Annotated in this window: 16 protein-coding genes and 2 pseudogenes; 11 read left to right on the top strand and 7 right to left on the bottom strand. The window is 64.6% G+C overall.

Translation table 11 applies throughout. From position 1 onward, the window contains the following. Positions 1–114: 114 nt before the first annotated feature. A pseudogene (locus ACVOLR_RS13060) lies at positions 115–900 on the bottom strand (cobalamin-binding protein); the annotation flags it as partial. 22 nt (positions 901–922) lie between these two features. Further along, positions 923–1,555 carry a pyridoxamine 5'-phosphate oxidase gene (gene pdxH, locus ACVOLR_RS13055; RefSeq protein WP_481536809.1) on the bottom strand — a complete coding sequence of 211 codons (633 nt, stop codon included), beginning with the start codon at positions 1,553–1,555 and terminating at the stop codon, positions 923–925. Between the two features lie 9 nt (positions 1,556–1,564). On the opposite strand from pdxH, the gene ACVOLR_RS13050 reads away from it, so the two are divergent. Next, positions 1,565–2,398 carry a kinase gene (locus ACVOLR_RS13050; RefSeq protein ID WP_481536806.1) on the top strand — a complete coding sequence of 278 codons (834 nt, stop codon included), beginning with the start codon at positions 1,565–1,567 and terminating at the stop codon, positions 2,396–2,398. Between the two features lie 127 nt (positions 2,399–2,525). On the opposite strand, the gene ACVOLR_RS13045 is transcribed toward ACVOLR_RS13050, so the two are convergent. Beyond that, positions 2,526–2,729: a dodecin family protein gene (locus tag ACVOLR_RS13045; RefSeq protein ID WP_481517051.1), complete on the bottom strand. Its 204-nt coding sequence runs from the start codon at positions 2,727–2,729 to the stop codon at positions 2,526–2,528. A 99-nt stretch (positions 2,730–2,828) separates the two neighbouring features. Here ACVOLR_RS13045 and ACVOLR_RS13040 point away from each other — a divergent pair. The 5 genes and pseudogenes from ACVOLR_RS13040 to mdtD all read left to right on the top strand — a co-directional run. Beyond that, positions 2,829–3,353 (top strand): annotated as a pseudogene (locus ACVOLR_RS13040) (shikimate kinase); the annotation flags it as partial. Positions 3,354–3,368: 15 nt separating this feature from the next. Beyond that, positions 3,369–4,478 (top strand): 3-dehydroquinate synthase, encoded by a 1,110-nt coding sequence (aroB, locus tag ACVOLR_RS13035; protein ID WP_481536808.1) that lies wholly within the window; start codon positions 3,369–3,371, stop codon positions 4,476–4,478. Between the two features lie 301 nt (positions 4,479–4,779). Beyond that, positions 4,780–5,031 (top strand): WGR domain-containing protein, encoded by a 252-nt coding sequence (locus ACVOLR_RS13030; protein WP_282265842.1) that lies wholly within the window; start codon positions 4,780–4,782, stop codon positions 5,029–5,031. A gap of 62 nt (positions 5,032–5,093) precedes the next feature. Continuing rightward, complete coding sequence (gene hemE / locus ACVOLR_RS13025; RefSeq protein WP_481536805.1) at positions 5,094–6,167, top strand: uroporphyrinogen decarboxylase; 1,074 nt, start codon at positions 5,094–5,096, stop codon at positions 6,165–6,167. A gap of 357 nt (positions 6,168–6,524) precedes the next feature. Beyond that, on the top strand, positions 6,525–7,946 hold the full coding sequence (gene mdtD / locus ACVOLR_RS13020; RefSeq protein ID WP_481536804.1) for a multidrug transporter subunit MdtD: 1,422 nt from the start codon (positions 6,525–6,527) through the stop codon (positions 7,944–7,946). Positions 7,947–7,955: 9 nt separating this feature from the next. Here the strand turns inward: mdtD and ACVOLR_RS13015 are convergent, their stop codons facing one another. After that, the gene (locus ACVOLR_RS13015; protein ID WP_481536803.1) at positions 7,956–11,513 is read right to left on the bottom strand and encodes a hybrid sensor histidine kinase/response regulator; all 3,558 of its coding nucleotides are present in this window, start codon (positions 11,511–11,513) and stop codon (positions 7,956–7,958) included. Positions 11,514–11,559: 46 nt separating this feature from the next. After that, positions 11,560–15,090 carry a hybrid sensor histidine kinase/response regulator gene (locus ACVOLR_RS13010; RefSeq protein ID WP_481536802.1) on the bottom strand — a complete coding sequence of 1,177 codons (3,531 nt, stop codon included), beginning with the start codon at positions 15,088–15,090 and terminating at the stop codon, positions 11,560–11,562. Positions 15,091–15,273: 183 nt separating this feature from the next. Between ACVOLR_RS13010 and ACVOLR_RS13005 the strand changes: the two genes are divergently transcribed. Genes ACVOLR_RS13005 through ACVOLR_RS12995 form a run of 3 tightly spaced genes read left to right on the top strand, consistent with a single transcriptional unit; the run spans position 15,274 to position 17,104 of the window. Further along, entirely contained in the window at positions 15,274–15,960 is a 687-nt protein-coding gene (locus tag ACVOLR_RS13005) for a YceI family protein (RefSeq protein WP_481536801.1), read from the top strand. Further along, positions 15,957–16,535 carry a cytochrome b gene (locus ACVOLR_RS13000; protein ID WP_481536800.1) on the top strand — a complete coding sequence of 193 codons (579 nt, stop codon included), beginning with the start codon at positions 15,957–15,959 and terminating at the stop codon, positions 16,533–16,535. The genes ACVOLR_RS13005 and ACVOLR_RS13000 overlap by 4 nt, the downstream gene beginning before the upstream one ends. After that, entirely contained in the window at positions 16,532–17,104 is a 573-nt protein-coding gene (locus ACVOLR_RS12995; RefSeq protein ID WP_481536799.1) for a YceI family protein, read from the top strand. The genes ACVOLR_RS13000 and ACVOLR_RS12995 overlap by 4 nt, the downstream gene beginning before the upstream one ends. 99 nt (positions 17,105–17,203) lie before the next feature. Here the strand turns inward: ACVOLR_RS12995 and ACVOLR_RS12990 are convergent, their stop codons facing one another. Further along, on the bottom strand, positions 17,204–17,446 hold the full coding sequence (locus ACVOLR_RS12990) for a glutaredoxin family protein (RefSeq protein WP_481536798.1): 243 nt from the start codon (positions 17,444–17,446) through the stop codon (positions 17,204–17,206). 95 nt (positions 17,447–17,541) lie between these two features. On the opposite strand from ACVOLR_RS12990, the gene ACVOLR_RS12985 reads away from it, so the two are divergent. Next, on the top strand, positions 17,542–18,924 hold the full coding sequence (locus ACVOLR_RS12985; protein ID WP_481536797.1) for an L-serine ammonia-lyase: 1,383 nt from the start codon (positions 17,542–17,544) through the stop codon (positions 18,922–18,924). Between the two features lie 206 nt (positions 18,925–19,130). Further along, a complete protein-coding gene (locus ACVOLR_RS12980) occupies positions 19,131–20,009 on the top strand; it encodes a hypothetical protein (protein ID WP_481536796.1) in 879 nt (292 codons plus the stop codon). A gap of 4 nt (positions 20,010–20,013) precedes the next feature. On the opposite strand, the gene rarD is transcribed toward ACVOLR_RS12980, so the two are convergent. Beyond that, complete coding sequence (rarD, locus tag ACVOLR_RS12975; RefSeq protein ID WP_481536795.1) at positions 20,014–20,895, bottom strand: EamA family transporter RarD; 882 nt, start codon at positions 20,893–20,895, stop codon at positions 20,014–20,016. Positions 20,896–21,106 lie beyond the last annotated feature (211 nt).

The following is a 21,106-nucleotide window of genomic DNA, read 5'->3' as shown; positions in this document are numbered from 1 at the left end:
GTTGGCCTCTATGCCGGGCCGCACTTGGGGTATTTTGATTGGTTTGTTTGTGTTTGGGGGGGGTGTGTGTGGTTTTGGTATGCGGGTGACGCGCGCAAAAAAAAACGCCCCTGCCCGTTTCGACCATTGCTTGATGATCTGTGCAATCGCCTGCACGCCATCGGTCAGCGCGGCCGGGCCCGGCTGCAGGATCAGCGGTGATTTGATCTCGTGCAGCTCGCCATCGCGCACGGCATTGATTGCTTCCCAGCCGGGACGCGCCGCCACCCGCTCCGGGCGGAACTTCTTGCCACACCATGAGCCGATGATGATGTCCGGATTGCGCGCGATCACCGGGTCACCATTGGCAAGGATGCGCGCCTTGGCCAGCGGTTCGCACGACAACTCCGGGAACACATCGATGCCGCCAGCGATCTCCACCAGCTCGGCGCCCCATTGAATGCCGGTGATGATGGGCTCATCCCATTCCTCGACATAGACACGCGGGCGCTGCGGCAATTTCGCCGCCTGCTCGGCTATCGCATCCAACCCACACTGCAACTCGTCTGCATAGGCATTGGCACGTGCGGCCACGCCCACCAGCCCGCCCAACCGGCGGATGTAATCGATGATGCCGGCCACACTGCGGTGGTTGGCAATCCACACTTCCACGCCGTTGCGAATCAGCTCGGCTGCAATATCCGCCTGGATATCGGAGAAGCCAATGGCCAGATCCGGCTTGAGCTTGAGGATCTCACCAACCTTGGCACTGGTGAAGGCGCTGACCTTGGGCTTGTCGCGGCGCGCCTCGGGCGGTCGCACGGTAAAACCGCTGATGCCGACGATGCGATCCTGCTCGCCCAGCGCGTACAGAGTTTCGGTCGGTTCTTCGGTCAGACAGACAATGCGGCGTGGACCAATCATGCAGGTGCTCCCCTTGCCATTACGGGAACAGCATCCGCTTGCTCCACTCACCCGCCGCATCGGCCTCGTAACACCAGCGCTCGTGCAGGCGGAAGTCGGCTCCGTACCAGAATTCGATGCGTCGTGGCACCACCCGCACGCCACCCCAACCGTCCGGGCGCGGCACATCGCGGCCTTCGAAGCGCTCCTCGAAATTGGCCAGGCGTTGTTCGAACTCTTCGCGCGAGGCCAGCGGCTGTGACTGCACCGAGGCCCAGGCGCCGATCTGGCTCATACGCGGGCGGCCGGCGAAGTAGGCATCTGCTTCAGTGGCGGACACCAACTGCGCATCACCTTCAATCCGCACCTGGATGCCAGCCTCGCGCAGGCTGCGCCACAGGAACAACAACGCCGTTGCCCGGTTATCGTGCAGTTCGCGGCCCTTGCGGCTGTCCAGGTGGGTGTAGAACACGAAGCCGCGTTCGTCGAAGGCCTTGAGCAGCACCGTGCGTGCCGACGGGCGGCCATCGATGTCGGCGGTGGCAACCGTCATCGCGGTGGCATCGATCTCCTTGCCAGCCTTGGCCTCTTCAAACAATGCGGCGAAAGTCGAAAGCGCTTCTGCGTAAAGATTGGTCATGGTCCTGCTTCGTAGGGCACGTGTTTGGGCTATTGTGGCGGCATGTCCCCCGTTCCGCACAGTTTTTCCCAACGCCGCTTTGCGCCGGCACTGGTTGCACAGGCATTGGATGATGCGCTGAGCAGTGCCGACGGCACGCCAGTACTGGCGATCAGCGGCGTGCAAGGCAGTGGCAAGTCCACGCTGGCGGCGCAGATCGTGGATCTGGCCCGCAGCCGCGGCCTGTGCGCTGCGGCGGTGTCCATCGACGACACCTACCTGACCCGCGCGCAGCGGCAACGTCTGGCCGACCGCGTGCATCCCTTGCTGGCCACACGCGGGCCGCCCGGCACGCATGATCTGGCGCTGGCGCTGGCTACCCTGGATGCAGCCAAAGCCGGACAAGCGTTCCCCTTGCCGCGCTTCGACAAGCTCGCCGACGAACGCGTGCCGGAAGCACAGTGGAAAAAGATCGAGCAACCGCTTGATCTGCTGGTGTTCGAAGGCTGGTTTCTGGGCACACCGGCCGAAACCGATGACGCTTTGCAAACACCATTGAACGCACTGGAACGCGACGCCGATGCCGATGGCAGCTGGCGGCGCTGGTGCAACCAGGCTTTGGCCGAGCACTACCCGGCCTTGTGGCAACGTTTTGACCGACTGTGGATGTTGCAACCGCCCAGCTTTGCGGTGGTCCCGCACTGGCGCTGGCAGCAGGAGCAGGCGCTGCAGCAGGCCTCACCCGGCCGCAGCAGCATGACCCGGCCGCAACTGGAGCGCTTCGTGCAGTTCTACGAACGCATCAGCCGACAGGCATTGCGCACCCTGCCCGGCATCGCTGACCGGGTCATTGCACTGGATTCACAACGGCAGCCGCTGGCAGACCCACAGGGCTGATTCGGTCCAGCAAGCAGGACTACAACGGCACCGCATGAACGGCTCGACGGCGCTATCGCCGCCGAGCCCTTGCAGATGCGCGCCCTGCATGATCGCTGGACGCCCACCGCGCGATTACTGCAACCGCCTACTGCACCAGGAACGTAATCCGCAGGTTGACCCGCCACTCGGTGACATTGCCGTCACTGTCGGTGACAACCTTGGTTTCGTTGATCCACGCGCCCTGGATGCCTTTGACCGTCTCGGCCACCTTCTTGATGCCGCTACGCACCGCATCCTCGATGCTGGTCTTGGAGGACGCATTGACTTCAATGATTTTCGCCACTGACATGTCCAACTCCTTGGTTGCACCACGAACCATTCGTGGAACTGCCGAGCTTGGCTGCTACCGTGTTAAGGCACTGACACGAGGTGCTAGCATCCTCCGGTAATGAATCCCGCCCCCAATCTCATCCTGGTCGGCCCCATGGGCGCCGGCAAAACCAGCATCGGCCGTCGCTTGGCCGAGCGTTTCGGGCTGGTGTTCGTGGATGCCGACCAAGCCATCGTCGACGACGTCGGCTCCAGCATCCCGGCCATTTTCGAGAACGTCGGCGAGGCCGGCTTCCGTGCCCACGAAAAACGGGTCCTGTCCTGCCTGCTGGACGGCAGCGGCCAGCTGATCTCCACCGGCGGCGGCAGCGTGCTCGACCCTGAGAACCGTGAGCGCATCCGCGCCCGTGGTTTTGTGGTCTACCTGCGGGTCAGCGTGGCCTCACAGCTGGCCCGCCTGCACCGCGACAAGACCCGGCCGCTGCTGCAGCGTGAGGACCGCGAACAGGTGCTGCACGCCATGGCCGAAATCCGCGACCCGCTTTACCGCGACGTGGCCGACCTGATCATCGATACCGACCTTTACACCCCCGCCGACGCCACCGCGCACACCGTCACCCGGCTTGCCGCGCAATGGAAGATTCTGGAACCGACCCGCATGACTGCTCCCACCCGCACCGTCGCCGTCGGCGGCGAACACCCCTACCAGATCCATATCGGCCCGGGCCTGCTGTCGCAGACCGAAACGCTGGTCAGCGCCATCCGCGGCCGTCATGTGCTGCTGGTCAGCGATGACACCGTCGCGCCGCTATACCTGGCCCAGGTACAGACCGTGCTGCTGGCCGCCCGCCCCGACCTGAAGATCGGCCAGCACATCATCCCGGCCGGCGAAGCCTCCAAAACCCTGGACAATTTCGCCGGCGCGATCAACGCGCTGGCAGGCCTCGGCGCTACCCGCGATGCCTGCGTGCTCGCCCTGGGCGGCGGCGTGGTCGGCGACCTGGCTGGTTTTGCCGCGGCCTGCTGGATGCGCGGCGTGGACTGCGTGCAATTGCCCACCACCCTGCTGTCGATGGTTGATTCCTCGGTTGGCGGCAAGACCGCCGTGGATATCCCACAGGGCAAGAACCTTGTCGGCGCCTTCCATCCGCCACGTGCGGTGGTCGCCGATACCAGCGCACTGCGCACCCTGCCGCTGCGCGAGCTGCGTGCTGGGCTGGCGGAAGTCATCAAATACGGTGCCATCCGCGACCCACTGTTCTTCCAATGGCTGCAGGCCGAGCGCAAAGCTCTCTTGGCCGGCGACGACGGCGCGCTGGCCCAGGCCATCGCCCGCAGCTGCGAGCACAAGGCCGAGATCGTCGAACGTGACCCGCTGGAGAAGGGCGAGCGTGCCCTGCTCAACCTCGGCCACACCTTCGGCCATGCGATCGAGACCGCGCAGGGCTATGGCGCGCCGGGCAATGACAACCTCAATCACGGTGAGGCAGTCGCGGTTGGCATGGTGCTGGCCGCCAAGCTGTCGGCGGCGCTGGGCATGGCTGATGCAGCCGATACCGAGACGCTGCACGAGCTGCTGGAGGCTTACGGCCTGCCGACGGCTATCCCTGCTGGCCTGGACGCAGAAGCACTGCTTGGGCATATGCGGCTGGACAAGAAGAACATCGCCGGACGCCTGCGGCTGGTGCTCTGGCGCGGCATCGGCAAGGCCGAGGTAGTGCCGGATGTGGATGAGGCTGCCGTGTTGGACGTGCTGCGGCTGGGTTGAGCGATAAATCGACCACCGCGCTCTGAGGCCCCTCTCCCTGCGGGGTGAAAGGGCAGCTTGCGAACCACTGGTTCGTTGCCCATTGAACGCCCTTGCGCTGGCGCAAGGGCCGGGGCGCGTAGCGGGGGTTGGGGTGAGGGTCCGGGCAAAGCCTGATGGCGTCAAAAGTGCACAAGGCTTTGCCCGCCCCCTAATCCGCCCTTCGGGCACCCTCTCCCGAGGGGAGAAGGATGGCGCGGGTCTTATCCGCTCGTTCCCCCAAAACCAGCCCAAAACCCGCACACCGGCTACAATCGCCGCCATGCGCGTCCTACTGCAACAGCCGCCCAGCGGCAAAGAAGCCCCCCGCTACGTTCAACTGTCCCTCGTGCCGGATCTGCTCGGCGGCTGGGAGCTGTTGCGCGAAAGCGGCCAGACCGGCGGCCGCATCCAACTGCGCCGCGAGCTGTTCCTGCAGCATGACGACGCCATCCATGCCTTCGAAAAGGCCCGCGATGGCCAGATCAAGAAAGGCTTCCAGGTGATGTTCACCGCCGGCCAGCCCGCGCCCTGAATCCCGCATTCCCTGCAGGTGCGCCGCAGCGCGCCTGCGGTTCTTACCTCCAGGAGTTCCATGTGACCAGCCCACTTCGCAATGACCGCTTCCTGCGCGCCCTGCGCCGCGAGCCAGTGGACTACACCCCCGTCTGGCTGATGCGCCAGGCCGGCCGCTACCTGCCCGAGTACCGCGCCACCCGCGCCCGCGCCGGCAGCTTCCTGGGCATGGCCAAGAACCCGGAAGTCGCCTGCGAAGTGACCCTGCAGCCGCTGGAGCGCTTCGACCTGGATGCCGCCATCCTGTTCTCGGACATCCTCACCATCCCCGACGCGATGGGCCTGGAGCTGTACTTCGTCGATGGCGAAGGCCCCAAGTTCAAGCACCCGGTGCGTGATGTTGCCGCGGTCGCCAAGCTGGCCGTGCCGGACATGGAAACCGAGCTGCGCTACGTGATGGATGCAGTGCGCCTGATCCGCCGCGAACTCGATGGCAAGGTGCCGTTGATCGGTTTCTCCGGCAGCCCATGGACGCTGGCCTGCTACATGATCGAAGGCGGCGGCAGCAAGGATTTCGCCCGCATCAAGGCAATGGCGCTGAACGAGCCCAAGGCCCTGCACCAGCTGCTGGACGTGGTGACCGATGCGGTCATCGCCTACCTGTCGGCGCAGCGCGCGGCCGGTGCGCAGGCATTGCAGGTGTTCGACACTTGGGGCGGCGTGCTCGGCCCGGCGATGTACCGCGAATTCTCGCTGCGCTACCTCAACCGCATCGCCAGCGAGCTCAAGCGCGGCGACGGTGCCGAGCGCACCCCGCTGATCCTGTTCGGTAAGGGCACCGGCCAGTACGTGGCCGAGCTGGCCGCCAGCGGCGCTGAAGGCGTCGGCGTGGATTGGACCATCTCGCTGGAAGATGCCGCCCGCGCTGTCGGCGGCAAGGTCGCGCTGCAGGGCAACCTCGACCCGACCACGCTGTACGGCTCGCCGGATGCAATCACCCGCGAAGTCGGCAAGGTGCTGGAAAGCTATGCCGCCGGCAATGGTGGTTCGCGCGAAGGCCACGTGTTCAATCTTGGCCACGGCATGTCGCCGGACATGAACCCCGAGCACGTCGCGGTGCTGGTGGATGCAGTACACCGCCTCAGCCGCCGCTGAAGCCGAAGGCCCGGGGCAACCCGGGCCTTTCTTTACCTGTAGTGCCGAGCCATGCTCGGCAAGGGCGTTACACGTAACCCCTCCGCTACGGGTAAAGCCCTTGCCGAGCATGGCTCGGCACTACAGGTGAGCGGCTACTACGGGTAAAGCCCCTGCCGAGCATGGCTCGGCACTACAGGTGAGCGGCTGCTACGGGTAAAGCCCCTGCCGAGCATGGCTCGGCACTACAGGTGAGCGGCTGCTACGGGTAAAGCCCCTGCCGAGCATGGCTCGGCACTACAGGTGAGCGGCCGCGTACGCGGCATCTGCACACGCATCGGAGGACAATAAGCGCCTGCCTCAGCGCGAGTCGTTTTGATGTCCCCTGCTCCGCCCAGTCCACTGCCCGCAACTTCCACCCAGAAACCACTGCTATGGCTGGTGTCACTGGCCATCTTCATGCAGATGCTGGACTCGACCATCGTCAACACGGCCTTGCCGGCGATGGCGCGCAGCCTGGGTGAAAGCCCGCTGCAGATGCAGTCAGTGGTATTCAGTTACGCGCTGGCTGTGGCCACCTTCATTCCCGCCTCTGGCTGGATCGCCGACCGCTTCGGCACGCGCCGTACCTTCCTCGCCGCGATCGTGTTGTTCACCCTGGGCTCGCTGGCCTGCGCGCTGTCGCCGACACTGCAATGGCTGGTCGCCTCGCGCGTGCTGCAGGGCATAGGCGGCGCGATGCTGCTACCGGTGGGTCGCTTGGCGGTGATGCGTTCGGTACCGCGCGAGCAGTTCCTGTCGGCGATGAGCTTCATCGCCATCCCTGCCCTAATCGGCCCACTGCTGGGCCCGACCCTGGGCGGCTGGCTGGTGGAAGTTTCTTCCTGGCACTGGATCTTCCTGATCAATCTGCCGATCGGTGTGGTCGGCTTCGTCGCCGCGCTGAAGATCATGCCCGACCACTACGGCCAGCGGAAACAGCGCTTCGATCTGGCCGGCTACCTGATGCTGGCGTTCGGCATGATCGCCCTGTCCTTGGCACTGGATGGCGTCTCGGCGCTCAACTCGGCACATGCACTGGTGCTGCTGCTGGCGGTGGTCGGCATCGCAGCGCTGGCCGGCTATTGGCTGCATGCGGCCAGCACCAGCAACGCCTTGTTTCCGCTGAGCCTGTTCAAGGTGATCAGCTTCCGCATCGGCATCCTTGGCAACCTGTTCTCACGTATCGGCAGCGGTGCGATGCCACTGTTGATTCCACTGCTGTTGCAGGTTGGCATGGGCCTGAGCCCGATGACCGCTGGCATGATGATGATTCCGGTGGCGCTGTCGGGCATGGCTGCCAAACGTGCAGCCGTCAGCCTGGTAGAGCGCTTTGGCTATCGCCGCATCCTGATGATCAACACCGTCTGCGTAGGCTTTGCGATGGCCAGTTTCGCCCTGATCAATGCAGATCAGCCGTTGTGGCTGCAGCTGACCCAGCTGGCGATCTTCGGCGCGGTCAATTCAATGCAGTTCACCGTCATGAACACCGTCACCCTGCGCGACCTGGACATGCATCAGGCCAGCAGCGGCAACAGCCTGTTGTCGATGGTGATGATGCTCGCCACTGGTTTTGGCGCCGCCACCGCTGGCAGCCTGCTGGCGGCCTTTGGCGACCACTTGAGCGGCCACGGCGCAACGGCGGCGCTGCATGCCACCTTCATCTGCGTCGGTGCAATCACACTCAGCTCGACACTGGTGTTCTGGCAGCTGCCCGACAACCGCCCACACCCGCGGGCGGTGGAGGAAGTTGCCGAGTAAACGCGCTCTTCAGTCTGGCTCGGCCTGCGCCTGTTGCCGGCGCTGCGCCTCCAATACACCAGCGATAGCCTCCAGCAACATCTGTGCGGTAACCGGCTTGCGCAGGAAGTCGGCAAAGCCGGCATCGCGCGCCAGCGGTTCAGCCTCGGCATCGGAGCGTGCGGTCACCGCGATCAACGGCATCTCGTAGCCCATTGCCTTCAATTGCCGCGCCAGTCCGAAGCCATCGATACCGGGAAGATCCAGATCCAGCAAAGCCACATCGAACTCTTGGTTGGACAGTTCCGCCAATGCCGCCAGCCCATGCGCGGCATGCACCGCGCTATGCCCGTGCACTTCCAGCAAGCCGCGGATCACCGCAGCAATGGTCGGATCGTCCTCCACCAGCAACACCCGCTGCGCTGGCAGATTCATCCACGCGCCGATGGCGGCATCATCATCCATCGAGGTCGGCGGCACTTCCCAGGCCAGCGGCAGCTCGACGATGAAACAGGTGCCCTCGCCCAAGCTGCTTTCCACATCGATGCTGCCGCCCATCGCCACGCTCAACTCGTTGCAGATCGCCAAGCCCAGGCCGCTGCCGCCGTAGCGCGCGGCGGTGCGCGCACCATCGGCCTGTTCAAAGCGGCGGAACAGGCGTTGCTGCTGCTCGGCGCTGATACCTGGACCGGTGTCGCTGACCTCGAAGCGCACACCCTTGCCGCCTTCCTGCAGGCGCACGCGCAGGCTCACCGAACCGTGGCTGGTGAACTTGATTGCATTGCCAAGCAGGTTGAGCAGGATCTGCCGCAGACGCATCACATCGCCGGTCAAGCGCGTGCGTGCGGCGGCAGGGTTGTCGAATTCAAACGCCAGCCCGCGCCGTTGTGCCAGCGGTTCCATCAGGCTGCGCACGTCTTCAAGCAACTGCCGCAGTTCCAAGGGCTGGCTCTGCAACTCCAGCCGCCCGGCTTCGATACGGGCCAGATCCAGCGCATCGTTGACCAGTCGCAACAGATGCTCGCCGGCACGCCGGATCGCCTGCGTATAGCCACGTTGACGTTCATCCAGCGGCGTGGCCAACAACAGTTCGCTCATACCCAAGACACCGGTCATCGGCGTGCGTACTTCATGGCCAAGCGTGGCCAGGAAACGGGTCTTGGCCAGAGACGCCTGTTCGGCCAACTCCTGCTTGTGGCGGGCCAGCTGCCATTCGTTGCGGCGGCGTAGACGCCGCTGGTACAACCACGCGCCACCCAGGATCAGCGCTACCGCGAGCACGATGAAGGTCATCACCCCGGCCGGACTGCGTGCCCACGGCGGCTGCACGCGGAAGGCCAGGGTCTGCACCGGCGACCAGACGTTGTCCGAGGTGGCCGCCTGTATTTCCAGCTGATAGCGCCCCGGTGGCAACCGCGAGAACACGCGGTCGCCAGACGCACCCACGTCCACCCAGTCCGGGTCATAGCCAGCCAGGCGGAAGCGATAGGTATTGGTTGCCGAGTCGGCGAAGGACAACAGGCGCGCAGCGATGCGCAGGTCACGGTCGCCGTCGAGAATCTGCAACGGCGACTCCAGGGTGATATCACGCTCCTTGTCACCGCGACGCACGCTGACCCGCTCGATGATCAGCGGTGGTCGGCGGGTCGAGGGCTTCACCCGGGCGGGATCGAACAACACCACACCATCGGGCGTGCCACCGGCAAGCTGGCCTGTGCGTGCCTGCACCAGCGAGCGGCGGCGGAACTCCTGCCCCGGCAGCCCATCGTGCACCCCATACAGGCGCACCGAACGATTGGCCGGATCAATGCGGATCAGGCCGCGCGCACTGATCGCCCAGGCTACGCCTTCAGCGTCCACCAGCAAGCCGGTCGCGGCCAGCATCGGGAAGCCCTGTTCGACGCCAACGCGATCTAGCAAGGTCATGCGCTTCCCATCCCAGAGGTAGCGATCCATGCGCCCGAGGCCAGCAATCCAGGCCACACCGGTATCGCTGACATGGAAGGTGGAGACGCGCCCGGTCGGCCCGCCCGGCACCGGTGAGAAGCGCCCGCTCTGCGAATGCCAGGCGTACAGGCCGGTGCCGGTCGCCAACCACAGCTGATCACCCGGGCCGCACTGCATGTCTTCGATCAATGCTTCCGGTACACCCGACTGGCCCGGCTTCAGCTGCAGCAGCACATGGCCATCGGCATCACGCTGCTGCATGCCGCCATCTTCGGAATAAATCCAGATCCGGCCGCCATCACAACTGCGCACGATGTCGGCGTCACCGAGCATCGCCGCGTCCCTGCCATCGTCGCTATGCCAGCGTTGCACGCTGCGGTCACTCGGGTCATAGCGCACCAAGGCATCCAGGCTGCCGATCCAGACCTTGCCGTGCGCATCCTCGACCAGCGACTGCGGCCAGTTTTTTCCGTCGATCGCTTCCAGATGATGTTGTACTTCGCCGGTGCCGGGGTCGAGCCGATCCAATGCACCGCGCGTACCTACCACCCAGATGCCACCGGAGGCGGATGGCGCCAAGGCCAAGGCATAGGGATTGCGCAGCGAGGATGGATCATCCAGATGCCGTGACAACACCGAAAACTGCCGCCAGCTTGGTGGCAGATGCCATAGACCGGCATTGGTGCTGGCGAACCACAGCCCGCCTTCACGGTCCTCATAGGCGCTGGACCAGTTGGGTTTTACGATCCCGCGCTCCTGCGAGCTGTACAAGGGCACGTTGCGCACCACGCTGCTACGGATGCGACCCAACCCTGAACGGGTATCCAGCCAGTAACTGCCATCAGCGGAGTACTGCAGCATGTTGAACACATCGCCGGGTGCCGCACCTGCCCAGGTGGCCGCCTCGAAGCGGCCGTCGGCATGGCGTTGGACCACGCCCTCGTTGGTGGCCACCCATAGCCGGCCCTGTTTATCCACCTTCAAACCATTGATGCGTGGCGAAGGTAACAGCGCATTGCTGACCCGGTCGAAGCCTGCGCCATTCCAGCGCGCCAACCCGCCCTTGGTCCCGACCCACAGGCTGCCATCCGGGGTGACCGTCATGTAGGTCACCGCCGCCGCAGGCAAGCTGTGTTCGTCACCATCTATCGGCATGAAGCGGCGGATATTGCCGTCCGGGTCCAGCCGATGCAGGCCGCCGGTGGCAGTACCAAACCAGACGCTGCCATCGGGCGTGGAGGCGATGGCCCAGATGGTATTGCTGCCAATCTGCGGATAGGTCTGCTGATCGAAGAAGGTGAACTTGAGCCGGTCCGGCGACAGCATCACCAGCCCGGCGTTCTGTGTACCAATCCACAGCCGATTGCTTTTGTCGGCATGCAGACTCCACACCACGTTGTCGCGCAGCCCATTCTCTGCGCGCCATATGCGGTAGTTCCGGCCGTCGTAGCGGGCAAGACCGTCACGGCTGGCCAACCACAGGTAGCCGGTGAGGTCTTCGGCAAAGGCATTGATGTTGCTGGAAGGCAGGCCATCGGCCACGGTCAGCTGCCGTGGCTGCGGCGTTGCAGGCACTTCGGCCAGCGCCAGCGGTGACACCAGCAGCAGTGCGCTCAGCAACATCCCTGCGAGCCATTTCATCAAACCCAGCCTCCTGCCACGCCGTCCGGCGCGTTTGTGATGCCGCCTATTGTGCCTGTCCCGGCGTCACTGCATCAGCGATCGCATCGACGAGCATCTGTCCGGTAACCGGCTTGCGCAGGAAGCCCACCATGCCGGCCGCGCGCGCCAACTGTTCGGCCTGCACATCGGCACGTGCGGTAACCGCGATCAACGGAAAGCGGTGGCCGGATCCGCGCAGCTGATCGGCCAGCGCAATGCCATCCAACGCTGGCAGATCCAGGTCCAGCAGGCCCACATCGAATGCCTGCTCGCCCACCTCGGCCAAAGCAGCCAGACCATGCGCGGCATGTACCACCTGATGGCCGCGCGCGGTCAGCAGGCCGCTGATCACCTGGGCCACCGTCGGATCATCTTCAACCAGCAATATCTTCAGTGGCCGCAGTGCCATCGCAGGCTCGGCAGCAGCAGCCCCGGCGCTGATCGAATGCTCCCATGGCAACGGCAGTTCAAGCACGAAGCGCGCGCCTTCGCCCAGGCGGCTCTCGACGCGGATGCTGCCGCCCATCGCCATAGCCAGTTCCTGGCAGATCGCCAAGCCCAGGCCACTACCACCGTAGCGCGATGCAGTGCGATTACCGTCAGCCTGCTCAAAGCGCTGGAACAAACGACTCTGCTGCTCGGTACTGATGCCCGGCCCAGTGTCGCTGACACTCAGGCAGATACCGCCATGCCCGGGCAGCAGCTGCACGCTCATCGCGACCTTGCCGCGCTCGGTGAACTTGATTGCATTGCCCAACAGGTTCATCAGGATCTGCCGCAGACGCATGGCATCGCCCACCACCATCACCGGCGTTGCAAACGGCGCGGCAGCCTCGAACACCAGCCCGCGACGCTCGGCCATCGGTGCCATCAAGGCGCTGACTTCCTGCAGCAGGCGCCCGAGGTCGAACGGGCGGTTATCAAGCTCCAGCTTGCCGGCCTCGATCCGCGCCAGGTCCAGTGCGTCATTTACCAAGGCCAGCAGATGCGTGCCAGCCTGCTGGATTGCACCGGCAAAGCGTTGTTGGCGCTCATCAAGATCGGTGCCCAGCAACAACTCGCTCATGCCCAATACACCGGTCAACGGTGTGCGCACTTCGTGACCCAGGGTTGCCAGGAAGCGCGTTTTCGCCTGTGAGGCCTGTTCGGCCAACTCCTGCTTGTGCAGCGCCAACTGCCATTCGTTGCGCCGCCGCTCGCGCCGCTGGTAAGCAAGCACCGCCGCCGCCGCCAGCAATCCAAGCAACAACGCCCATGCCGCCAGTGCCCAGTTGCTGCGCCACCACGGTGGTGCAACCTCGATCTGCAATGTCTGCGGTGCAGTCCATGGACCATCGGCCGCTGCACCCTGCACCTGCATCCGGTAGCTACCGGCAGGCAGGCGCGATACCAGGCGTTCACCATCACTACCCAGATCCACCCAGTTCTGGTCGTAGCCTTCAATCTGCACACGGAAACGATGCCGCGCAGGATCGACATAGGACAGCAAGCGCCCGATCACCCGCAGATCGCGGTCCTGTGGACCGAGGTGAATCGACGCCCCCTTCAGCCGCTGCTCGCGTGCAGCATCGTCGCGACGCACGCCTATCGACTCGATCACCAGCTGCGAGCCAACCGGCGCGGCGATCTTGGCATCGGGATTGAAACTGAGCAGGCCAGTGGCCGACACCGCCAGCGCGCGGCCGCAGCCAGCATGCGATGGCGGCCGCGCGGTGAACTCGGTGTCGCTCAGACCATCGCCTTCTTCCAACACACGCACCCGTGCCGCGCCCGGCTGCCACCACAGCAGTCCGCGCGTCGTGGTTGCCCACAGCTGGCCACTGCAGCCAACTACCAGCCCTCCCATCGCTACCGCCGGCACCCCTTCATCGGCACTCAGCCGCTGCAACAGGGAAAAACCATCCGCGTCATGACCGTAGCGTTCCAGCGCGCCATCACGTGCCAACCAGGCACTGCCATCGGCAAGGAACACCAAGTCATAAACCATCCCGGCCGACACACCCGGCACGCTGACGAAGCGCTTGCCGTCGAAGCGTTGCACGCCGGCGCCGCCAACCAGCCACAGGCTGCCATCGGTGCCCTGCCGCAGTTGCTCCACCAGCTTGTCCGGCAAGCCGGAGACCGTGCCCTGCGGATAGGCCGCCAACAGGCGACCATCGGCCGCACGGTGCTGCAAGCCGTAATTGATGATGGACAGCCACATGCTGCCATCGGCCGCCAGCCGCATCAGATCCGCGCGATTGGTCGGGTCGTCGCCGATCCCAAGATCGATCCGGCGCACCTGTCCATCCGAAGGACGATAGAGCGTGACCCCACCCGCACGGCCCAGCCAGATCACCCCGTCACTGCCGCGCTGCACCGACCAGATGCTGCCTTGGCCAAGCCGGGTATCGTTGGCCAGCTGTGACAGCTTGCCGGCCGCATCCAATTGGTAAAGACCGTGGCCGCCGACCACCAGAAAGCCGTTGCCGTCGGCGGCGGAATTGATCAGGTACAGGCTCTCCAGCGATTTGCCGTCGAGCTGGTAGTGGCTGGAGAACCGCGACCAGTCCGGACGCAGATAGGCCACGCCCTGGGTCAGCATGGCGGTCCAGATGCCGCCTTCGTGATCCTGCAGCAGATCCAGCACACCGCTGTTGGCGGTCAGGAAGCCGCTGCCGCCATCACCGTCCAGCAACTGCAGATTATGAGCATCGCCCCGATACAGGCCGGCGGAGCTACCCATCCAATAGCGCCCATCGCGGTCGTGCAGGACCATCGCCGCGCGCGCCTGTGCCGCCTGCGGCCATGGCGCGGCCGACACAGTTCCATCATCGAGTACCCGGTACAGGCCGGTGTCGGTACCCGCCCAGATGCCACCATCGCGGTCGCCGCTCAGACGGATCACATCCTTGTCTTCGAGCAGTGGCGAGCGCACGGCTGCAAAGCCGGCCCCCGGCCGCCAGCGCACAAGGCCACTGGTGGTACCTACCCACATGCTGCCGTCCTTGCCGGGCAGCATGGCGTAGATGGTGTCGTCGGGCAGGCTGCGCGGGTCCTCAGGCTGATTGTGGTACCGGCTGATCCGGCCATCGCTGTGCAGCAGGCAGATGCCACTGCCGCTGGTTCCCACCCAAAGGTCACTGCCCTGCATGGCCAGCGCCCAGACCTGATGCTTGCAGATTGCCTCCAGCTCGGCGAAGCGGGTGAAACGCTGACGATTGGCATCCAACATCGCCAGTCCGGCGCCGTTGGCGCCGACCCAGACCCTGTCCTGCGCATCGATCAGCAGGGTTTCCAAGGTGTTGCCCGGCAACGAGCCCGAGACCTGCGGGTCGTGCCGCCATACCCGCAGTTGGGTACCGTCGTAGCGCGCAAGGCCGTCATCGGTGGCCGCCCAGACGTAACCGTGGCGGTCCTGGCCCAGCGCAAGCACGGTCCGCGACGGCAGACCTTCGGCCACGCCCAGACGCCGCATGCGCGGTGTCTCGGCCAGATCCAGCGCTGCCGCCCAGCATGGCCACAACAGCAGCAGCGCCAGCATGGCCAGCCGTACATCTCGAAAAATCCCTTTCATCAACGCCCCAAACTCCCCGTCGCAAGCCACTTGCATCAACCGCCAACCGTCGCGACTTTAGCGCCGCGCCCGGTCCCGGGCAAAGCCACCCGAACCGACTACGTAACAAACCGTTGCGCAATATGCGCACAAACCATCACCTGCATCCGCCTAGAATCCCCTATCCCGACCCGGAGCCGGACCTTGCTGCCACGCCTGCTACTGCTGATCTGCGGCCTGCTGTCCTTTGCCGCCAATGCTGCCAACGATCGCTACCGGCTCGACCCGGTGCATACCCGGGTGCTGTTCGCCATTGAGCATGCCGGCTTCTCGCATGCACTGGGTACGGTATCCGGCAGCGAAGGCGTGCTGGATTTCGATCCGCAGGACTGGGCTACGGCACGGTTGGAGGTGGCGGTGCCCATCGCCCGGCTGGACCTGGGTGATGACAAATGGAACCAGGCCACGCTGGCGCGCAACCTGCTCGATGGCGAGCGCTTCCCGCAGGCACGCTTTGTTTCCAGCCGCATCGAGCCGATTGATGCCAGCCACGCCCGCGTCTTCGGCGTATTGACCTTGCGCGGGGTCAGCCGCGAAGTCGTGCTGGAAGTCACCCTCAATGCACTCAAACGCCACCCGCTGCCGCCGTTCCGGCGTACCGCCGGGTTCTCGGCGACCACCACGCTCAGTCGCGCCGACTTTGGCATCAGCGCCTGGCCGTCGGTGATCGGCGACAAGGTCGAGCTGCGCATCGAGGCCGAAGCCGTGCGTGATGCCGGTGCCGAAGCACCTCCTGCCAGCACCGAACCGACACCCGAGCCTGACACCAGTCTCGAAGACGCCGCTGACGCGGCCCTGAAATCAGCAACAGAAACGGAAAATCACCCATGAGCCTTGAAAACACCGCGCAACGCTGGAGCAGCCTCAGCAAAAGCCTGCATTGGCTGATCGCCCTGCTGATTCTGGCCCTGGGCATCGTCGGTCTGGTCATGGGCGAGTTCCCGAAGACGCCCAAGTACTTCTGGATCTACACGATGCACAAGTCGATCGGCATCACCGTACTGGTGCTGGTGGTGGTGCGTCTGGTGTGGCGCCTGTATGCCGGTGCGCCGGAACCGGTGCCCGGCACCGCGAGCTGGCAGGAACGGATTGCCTCGGCCACGCATTGGCTGCTGTACGTACTGATGTTCGCCATCCCGCTGTCGGGCTGGCTGTACGACTCAGCCAGTGGCCTGCGCCCGTTCAAGCTGTTCGGGCTGGTCGAAATGCCCAAGCTGGTTGCCCCCAGCGAGCAGGCCAGCCAGTTCTCCCACGCCATCCACGAATGGGGCTTCTGGGCGTTGATCCTGTTGGTGTTGGCGCATGCCGGTGCCGCGTTCTATCACCACATTCATCTACGCGATGCCACGCTGGCACGCATGCTGCCGCAAGGCTGGCTCAACCTTCCGCAAAAGGATTCCGCATGAACATCAAGCTCAGCTCCCCCGCCGCTGTTGCCGCCGCACTGGCCGGCATGCTCGCCGTCGCCCCGGCAATGGCCGCCGACTACCAGCAGGCACCCGGCCCCGGCTCCATCCTGGTGTTTGCCACCAAATATGACGGTGAAGTGTTCACCGGCAGCTTCCCCGGCTTCCAGACCCAGGTCAGCTTTGACCCGGCCAATCCGGCTGCGGGCAAGCTTGACGTGACCATCCCGCTGGTCGGCGCCAAGAGTGGCAATACCGACCGCGACTCCACCCTGCAGGGCGCGGATTTCTTCAACGTCGCCCAGTTCGCCCAGGCCCGTTACACCGCCAACGGCTTCCGCGCATTGGGCAACAACCAGTTTGCCGCCGATGGCACGCTGGAGCTGCGCGGCGTCAGCAAGCCGGTCACGCTGACCTTCACCTGGGCAGCAGGCGCACAACCGGTGCTGACCGGCAAGGCCACGGTCAAGCGTCTGGACTTCGGCGTGGGCGGCGGCGACTGGGCTGACACCAAGACCATCCCCAACGAAACCGCGATCAGCACCATCGTCAAGCTAAACGCCAAGTAATCAGCCACCGCCTGTAGTGCCGAGCCATGCTCGGCAGGGGCTTTACCGGCCATGCTCTGGCGTGCAGCCCGCGGTCTGATCGACTGCGGGCTTCGCGGCTTACGCCGCTCCTACATCGCGCTGTGGCAACCACGCGGCAACCCTTGCCGCATCAAACGGCCACTCCAGCTCCCTGCCGTCTGCATCCCGCAGTACCGGCACGCGCACGCCGTACGCTGCCTCCAGCGCCGCATCGTCATCAATGAACACACTCTCGAATTCCGGCGCCCGTGCCTGCGCCAGCACCGCCAGCGCCAGGTCGCACAGATGGCAATCATCACGTTGGTAAAGGATCAATCCCACTCGTCACCTGCACAAGGAATGCTGCGCTGCAGACATGGCCTGCAGCAATGAACCCGTAGAATAGCGACCATCTCAACGCAGTACGCAGAATCAGCATGTCCGTCAGTACGTTCGACCTGTTCAAGATCGGCATCGGCCCGAGTTCGTCACACACCGTCGGCCCGATGCGCGCGGCCGAGCGTTTCGTCCACCGCTGGTTGCTGGACCCAGGCCAGTTGCACAATACGGTGCGCATCCGCGCCGAGGTATTCGGCTCGCTGGCCCTGACCGGGCGCGGCCATGGCACCGACAAGGCAGTATTGCTGGGTCTGGAAGGTCACCGCCCCAACGAAATCGACCCGGACATCATCCCGGCCACGCTGGAACGCATCCGCAGCAGCAAGCGCATCAACCTGATGGGCCAGCGCGAGATCGCCTTCGACGAGAAGCGCGACCTGGCCATGAACAAGCGCCAGAAGCTGCCGTACCACACCAACGGCATGCGCTTCACCGCCTACGACGCGGACGACCAGATCATCGCCACCCGCGATTACTACTCGGTCGGTGGTGGCTTCGTGGTCAATGAAGACGACGCGGCCGATGACCGCATCGTGCCCGACCAGACGCCCATCCCCTACCCGTTCAAGAGCGGCGACGAGCTGCTGGCACAGGCTGCACGCAGCGGCCTGAGCATCGCCCAGATGATGTACGAGAACGAGAAGTGCTGGCGCAGCGAGGAAGATATCCGCGCCAGCCTGCGCGAGATCTGGGACGCGATGCAGTCCTGCGTGACCCGCGGCATCCGTTCCGAAGGCACCCTGCCCGGCGGGCTCAATGTCAGCCGCCGCGCACCTGCGCTGTACCGCGAGCTGTCTTCACGCCCCGAAGCCGCAATGCGCGATCCATTGACCACGCTGGACTGGGTCAATCTGTACGCGCTGGCCGTCAATGAAGAAAACGCTGCCGGTGGCCGCGTGGTCACCGCGCCTACCAACGGTGCGGCCGGCATCATTCCCTCGGTGCTGCATTACTACGACCGTTTCTGCCCGGGCAGCAACGAGCAGGGCGTGTTCAACTTCCTGTTGACTGCTGCCGCCATCGGCATCCTGTACAAGGAAAACGCTTCGATCAGCGGCGCCGAAGTCGGCTGTCAGGGCGAAGTGGGTGTGGCCTGTTCGATGGCGGCCGGTGGTTTGATGGCGGCACTGGGCGGCAACCCCGGCCAGATCGAGAACGCCGCCGAAATCGGCATGGAACACAACCTCGGCCTGACCTGCGACCCGATCGGCGGGCTGGTGCAGATCCCCTGCATCGAGCGCAACGCGATGGGCTCAGTAAAGGCGATCAACGCCAGCCGCATGGCCATGCGCGGTGACGGCAAGCACAAAGTCTCGCTGGACAAGGTGATCAAGACCATGCGCGACACCGGCCGCGACATGCAGGACAAGTACAAGGAAACCAGCCGTGGCGGCCTTGCCGTCAACGTCATCGAGTGCTGATCCGCATCAGCACAGGCGCTGGCCCCGCTGGGGCCGGCGCCTGCTGATATTTAGCCCGCCATAACAAGGGCTGCGAAGCACTTGCCGGGAGCCCCCCGCACCGACGACCGCCTTGTGACAGCTCGGTCGCGCATCGGTGACGTATTGCAAAGGCTCGGGCTGCTACACCAGAATCGCCCATCACAACGCAGCTTCAGGGGGAGCGGATGCACGGCGAAAAGGAATCTGGCGAGCAGTCACCCGTACGACGTCCGCGCTCGGCCGCGCGCACCGCAGCACCCGGCAATGGCATGGCAACCCTGATCAAGCTGGTACTTGCCGCAGTGGTACTGCTGTTGCTGGCGTACTACTTTGGCAATCGAAAGCCTGCACCGCCAGCTGCCGACACCACCGCAACAGCATCAGATGTCGCAGCGCCCACCGCTGCTGCACCTGGCTCGGGTGCTGAAGCAATGGTCATCCAGGGCGAGAAGTCCACGACGATGGCGAACATCGAAGAGGCGCAGATGTCGGTGCAGGAAGGCGGCAGCGTATTGCGCATCGAAGGCAGCGTCGGCAGGAACTTCGCCACTGACATGAAGGCGCAACTGGATGCCCATCCAAGCGTGCGTCGCATCGATATCACCAGCGGCGGTGGCTATGCCATTCCGGGCCTGGAAGCAGCTCGGCTGATCAACCGTAACAACCTTACCGTGCGGGTCCGTTCGCACTGCGCCAGCATGTGCGTGGCACTTTGGGCTGCCGCCAATCAACGGCAGATGGAAGCCGATGCGGTGATCGGCCTGCACCAATGGAATCCGCAGTGTGATGCGCGCCCTGAAGAGGCGGAGCGCAAGGAGTGCCACTACCAGGTCCAGTTCGCTACCGAGCACAACTCCAGCTACAACGCCTGGCTGCGCGCGGCCGGTTTCAACCAGCGCCTGTTGAACCTGCAGACACAGACCGCCTCCGAAGACATCGCAGTGCTGCTCGCCCCGCAGCTATGGGAAAACGGGGTGGACTTCACCGCCGTCGACAGCAACGGCGCCCGCATGAGCCGAGATGCCGTCCTGCAGCATCTTGCCGCCAGAGCCAAGCGCGGCTGAGCACTCAGTTGACGCGCCTGCGCAGCTTCAGCACACCCTCCAGCGCCAGCAGCGCCACCGCCAGCCAGATCGTCAAATAGGTCGGCCACTGCCCGTGGCCGACGCTCTCTCCCAGCAGCAAGGCCGCCAGCATCAGCAGCACCGGTTCCACATAGGTAAGCAGGCCAAACAGGCTGAATGACAGCATCTTCGAGGCCAGCATGTAGCACATCAATGCCACCGCGCTGATCGCCCCGAGCAGCGGTATCAACGCGTACAAGGCCGGCTTCTGCGCCAACGCTGCCAGCAGCTGATGTCCATCACCAATCGCCGCCCACCATGCCACCGGCAGCAACAGCACCAGTTCCACCCAGAATCCCCCGAGGTGACCGATACGCAGATGCCGCCGCAACAGGAAATACGCCGGATAGCCCAAGGCCACCACGAGCATTTCCCACGATAGCCCTTGATTGCGCAGCAAGGCCCAGCCCACGCCGAACGCGGCACTGGCCACGGCCAACCTCTGCAAGACGGACAGGCGCTCGCCGTAGACCATGCGCCCCAGCAGCACCATCACCAAAGGCAACAGGAAGTAGCCCATCGACACTTGCAGTGCGCGGCCATGCAGCGGTGCCCACAGGAACAACCACAGCTGCACTCCGACCATGCCTGCGCATAACGGCAACGCCCACCACAACCGGCGCTCAACCCGCACGCGTCGCAAGGTATCGGCGATGAGGGTCTTCTCACCGCTCACATGCAGCATCAGCGCTATCAACGGCACCGCGAACAACACCCGCCAGCCAAAGATCTCGGCACCTTGCAACGGCGCCAACTGCGGGCTGGCGTAATACATCAAACCGAACAGCAAGGAAGCTGCCAGCGAAACCAGAATACCTTTGGACACAGCACACCTGTCAGAGGAAGAAGCCGCAAGCGTGCAGCCCGCGCGGAGTATCAGCACCGACTTCATGGTGCCGACGCACCGGCATCATAAAGCCTTGGAGTTGCGCCGCTACCGCCAAATGGCGGCCTTCCTATTCCGCCGGATATCTCCGCACGTACAAGCCGATGCAGAGCCTCGAATGCTCTGCAGGTTTCTGGCTTGACCCACGACG

The organism is Stenotrophomonas sp. STEN030 (genome assembly GCF_056759995.1).
The sequence above is the reverse complement of the archived record's forward strand: the minus strand, read 5'-3'. Positions and strand labels throughout refer to the sequence as shown.

Coding starts and splice junctions, on each gene's coding strand:
- ACVOLR_RS13000 (WP_481536800.1), top strand. CDS start 15,957: ATGAGCCTTGAAAACACCGCGCAACGCTGGAGCAGCCTCAGCAAAAGC.
- ACVOLR_RS13045 (WP_481517051.1), bottom strand. CDS start 2,729: ATGTCAGTGGCGAAAATCATTGAAGTCAATGCGTCCTCCAAGACCAGC.
- ACVOLR_RS12980 (WP_481536796.1), top strand. CDS start 19,131: ATGCACGGCGAAAAGGAATCTGGCGAGCAGTCACCCGTACGACGTCCG.
- aroB (WP_481536808.1), top strand. CDS start 3,369: ATGACTGCTCCCACCCGCACCGTCGCCGTCGGCGGCGAACACCCCTAC.
- ACVOLR_RS13030 (WP_282265842.1), top strand. CDS start 4,780: ATGCGCGTCCTACTGCAACAGCCGCCCAGCGGCAAAGAAGCCCCCCGC.
- ACVOLR_RS13050 (WP_481536806.1), top strand. CDS start 1,565: ATGTCCCCCGTTCCGCACAGTTTTTCCCAACGCCGCTTTGCGCCGGCA.
- ACVOLR_RS12985 (WP_481536797.1), top strand. CDS start 17,542: ATGTCCGTCAGTACGTTCGACCTGTTCAAGATCGGCATCGGCCCGAGT.
- ACVOLR_RS13010 (WP_481536802.1), bottom strand. CDS start 15,090: ATGAAAGGGATTTTTCGAGATGTACGGCTGGCCATGCTGGCGCTGCTG.
- ACVOLR_RS12995 (WP_481536799.1), top strand. CDS start 16,532: ATGAACATCAAGCTCAGCTCCCCCGCCGCTGTTGCCGCCGCACTGGCC.
- mdtD (WP_481536804.1), top strand. CDS start 6,525: ATGTCCCCTGCTCCGCCCAGTCCACTGCCCGCAACTTCCACCCAGAAA.
- ACVOLR_RS13015 (WP_481536803.1), bottom strand. CDS start 11,513: ATGAAATGGCTCGCAGGGATGTTGCTGAGCGCACTGCTGCTGGTGTCA.